Annotated in this window: 4 protein-coding genes; 1 reads left to right on the forward strand and 3 read right to left on the reverse strand. The window is 36.9% G+C overall.

What is annotated here, in order from left to right; translation table 11 throughout:
- The coding region (locus E1171_RS04800) for a hypothetical protein (protein ID WP_222931392.1) at positions 1 to 326 on the forward strand (326 nt) is incomplete at its 5' end.
- Between the two features lie 98 nt (positions 327 to 424).
- On the opposite strand, the gene E1171_RS04805 is transcribed toward E1171_RS04800, so the two are convergent.
- The 3 genes from E1171_RS04805 to E1171_RS23645 all read right to left on the reverse strand — a co-directional run.
- Positions 425 to 1,351, reverse strand: coding sequence for an aspartate carbamoyltransferase catalytic subunit (locus E1171_RS04805; RefSeq protein WP_155204629.1), 927 nt, complete (start codon positions 1,349 to 1,351; stop codon positions 425 to 427).
- Positions 1,351 to 1,896: a bifunctional pyr operon transcriptional regulator/uracil phosphoribosyltransferase PyrR gene (gene pyrR / locus E1171_RS04810; RefSeq protein ID WP_155204631.1), complete on the reverse strand. Its 546-nt coding sequence runs from the start codon at positions 1,894 to 1,896 to the stop codon at positions 1,351 to 1,353. Before pyrR ends, E1171_RS04805 begins: the two co-directional genes overlap by 1 nt.
- Before the next feature lie 143 nt (positions 1,897 to 2,039).
- The coding region (locus E1171_RS23645) for a hypothetical protein (RefSeq protein ID WP_187696263.1) at positions 2,040 to 3,567 on the reverse strand (1,528 nt) is incomplete at its 5' end.

A 3,567-nucleotide genomic window follows, 5' to 3' on the forward strand; every position in this document is an offset into this window, starting at 1 on the left:
TTAAGGAATACATGAAAAATTACATTACTCCTCTTTCTTTCAAACTACATAAATTAGAGGAAAAGGGATATGTAAATCGCTATGTGATGACGGAAAAAGGAATGAAATGCAGCGAAACAGGGGTTTATTATCAGCCAGAGGAAATGTTAATCCTTGCCGAGTACAGATTCGAAGAGGAGTCCGATGCTGGAGATTCTTCAATTGTATATGCTGTGGAAACCACAGATGGTCAAAAAGGGACTGTCATTAATGCTTATGGCACCTATGCAGATCAAAAGGTGGATAATTTTATGATGAAGGTTCCTGTTTCCAGAAAAGCAGCCTAAGGAAATAATATATTTAATAATGAAAAATTAATAATGAAGAGGTAGGAAAGATGTTTTCATCCCATTAAATATCTATATTATTAAATCTTCATTATTAATTATCTCTTTGAGGCCAGAAGATACAAAACTGCCATTCGAACGGCTACACCATTTTCAACCTGATCCAAGATAATAGCCTGATCAGAATCTGCGACATCAGAATTTAATTCTACTCCTCTATTAATTGGTCCGGGGTGCATGACAATAATTTCTTTATTAAGAGAATCAAGCATTTTCTTATTGATCCCATAATAAAGGGAATATTCCCTAAGAGAAGGAAAATATTTAATTTGTTGTCTTTCTAATTGAATTCGCAGAACATTGGCTATATCGCACCATTCTAAGGCCTTTCTGACATCCAATTCAACTTTTACACCTAATTCAGCAATATATTTAGGTAATAAAGTAATTGGCCCACAAACCATCACTTCTGCCCCTTGCTTCTGTAAAGCGAAAATATTTGATAAAGCCACCCGCGAATGTAAAATATCCCCTATAATAGCTACCTTTTTCCCAGCAAGATCTGTACCCAGCCGCTCACGCATGGAGTAAGAATCTAAAAGGGCCTGTGTGGGATGTTCATGAGTTCCATCACCTGCATTGATAATATTGGCATCTATATGCTGAGAAAGAAAATGAGGTGCTCCTGGACTTGAATGACGCATCACTATCATGTCCACTTTCATTGCCAGGATATTATTAACCGTATCAAGTAGCGTCTCTCCTTTTTTTACTGAGGAAGAAGAAGAGGAAAAGTTAATCACATCAGCAGAAAGGCGTTTCTCAGCTAATTCAAAAGAAAGGCGAGTACGAGTGGAATTCTCAAAAAACACATTAGCAAGGGTAATGTCCCTTAGGGAGGGAACTTTCCTTATTGGGCGATTAATAACTTCTTTAAAATTATCTGCTGTTTCAAAAATCAATTCCAGATCCTGAGGTGTCAGATCTTTAATTCCTAAAAGGTGTTTTGTACTCAGCTCCTCCATTATTGCTCTTTATTGACTAACCAAACATTATCCTCCTTAGCCCCCTGCACTTTCCATTCTACCAGGACCCGTTCAGAAGCCAGTGTATTCACTTCTTTTCCTACATACCGTGGTTCAATAGGTAAGTCCCGACTATACCTCCGGTTTACTAAAGTCAACAACTCTACTTTTTGGGGCCGTCCATAGGCATTCATTGCTGAAAGTGCAGCCTGTACCGACCGGCCAGTAAATAAGACATCATCCACCAGTACTACACTTTTATCTTCAATAAGAAAAGGAACAGATGTAGCATTAGCCTTCAAAGGTGTCTCTCTTCGCCTAAAGTCATCTCTAAAAAAAGTGATGTCCAGATAACCAAGCTTAATTTCTTTCCCCAAATAGGTTTCAAGAACACTTTTTAGACGATCGGCCAAATATTTTCCACGAGGCTGAAGACCCAGAATCACAGTATTTTCAAACTGCTCATGGTTTTCAATCAGCTGCTGACAAAGTCGCTGGATGGTAATCTCCAGCAAACGGCTGTCAAATATTTGTCTTTTCTGCATAATTGCGGCAAATATATGGAAAAGTATCTTTTGCTTTTAAAGGCTGGATTAAAATTTTTGATTAAGTACAAAAATGAACAGAAAAAATAGCATTTACTCCCCTGAAAGGTAATTCCTATTTCTTTAATTCTAACTCAATACCTTTAATTATTTGTAGCCATCCCGTGAGCTTCAAAATTATAACTCACCTTATTGATATAAAAAACCTTTCTAGTTCCACTGGATTCAGAATCATTTCGGTTAACCCGTTGAACACCGTATACAAAAAAGTAATCCCCATACCATGGCTCCATTTGGCCATAACCATCATCATTATTCCTTAATTCATCGGTTTCATGCTTAAGCTTAATATTTACAGCTTCTTTTTTTTGAAGCACCTCATTTCCTTTAATGAGTTTCACATGAATTTCATCACTTTGCTTGTACATCAATGCTGTTAGATCTTTATAAAACAAAGGGAAAATATGTTCCTTTAGATAAAAGGATTTAAGATCATCTATTTTCATCACATTATCCCATAATAGCTCACCCCTTTCGTTAAAGCAAGCAATAAAACCATGAGAATACTCAAACCCCTCAAATGTTTTATTATCATTAAAATTAATCCTGCGACGATAAAAAGAAGGCATCATGAAATACCGTGAGGACTGCTCTCTACTATATTTTGGGTCATAAATTTCTCCTAAAAGGTAATAATTCCCTTCTCTTTCCACCATATCATGCAACCAGACCCTCTGATCTATTTTAGGCATTTTACCACTTTTAAGTTGCAGATCTGCTTTTTCCTTTAACTTTTGGGCCCGGTTTTCTTTCAAATAATTAAAATAGTTAGTAAAAGCTCCATAACTATGAATTTTATCCACTTTCAATTGACCTCGGTCTAAAACAAAAAAAGCCAAACCTCTAGAACGCTCCTGGTTTCCGTTACTGAATGGGCCAGCAATAACTTGATTTCCCCCATTAAAGGTAGAGGCTTCTCCACTGAGCAAATATCGGTCCTCACCAGCCGTCAACCTACTTGTATTTAAATGTTTGCCAAAAGCATTGTATGAATTCACCGTTAAAATAGAGTTTCCCGAAGATCCTTTTTCCTGGAGCAATACGGTAAAAAATTGTTTTTCTTTATCCGAACTTAAATCAGTAAGCTTGCTTCGATCTTTATAAACTCCTTGAAGCACCTTCACCTTTTTATTTTGAAGGTTAAAATGCATCACCACCGGCCGGTTTTTGGTGTTTCCACCTAACAAAAGGTTATCACCCATAATTTCCAACCTTTCAAGAGTAACGGGAAAGGGTTTATCCACCGCTACTTCCATTACCTCCTGATCGTAGGAAAATTTATAAAGTCTAAAATTATCTTTGCTAAAGCTTCCTTCCTCAAATAATAAATAAAAAGCCTCCTCATTTGCGGCATAGCCACTTAATTCAAAATAGGATTTAATTGGACGTTCCATCTTCCATACTTCCTGAAGGCTAGTGTCCATACGGATAATTTCCCAATCTCTGGTGCCCTCCGAAAAGTTTCTTTTTTTAATAGGCCTAAAAAGAATAATACCTTTTTCACCGGCAGAAACCACATAAAAGTCTTTATCCTCCCAGGTCATTTTTAATTCCATCCTTTGGGGCTGTATCAATTGAGCCGTCAATTCATGACTTTCCAAAAATCCAATA

This window comes from Xanthovirga aplysinae, assembly GCF_009711365.1.
GTDB lineage: Bacteria > Bacteroidota > Bacteroidia > Cytophagales > Cyclobacteriaceae > Xanthovirga > Xanthovirga aplysinae.

Bases quoted from the DNA above. Each gene is read 5' to 3' on its own strand.
- pyrR (WP_155204631.1), bottom strand. From the start codon at position 1,896: ATGCAGAAAAGACAAATATTTGACAGCCGTTTGCTGGAGATTACCATC.
- E1171_RS04805 (WP_155204629.1), bottom strand. From the start codon at position 1,351: ATGGAGGAGCTGAGTACAAAACACCTTTTAGGAATTAAAGATCTGACA.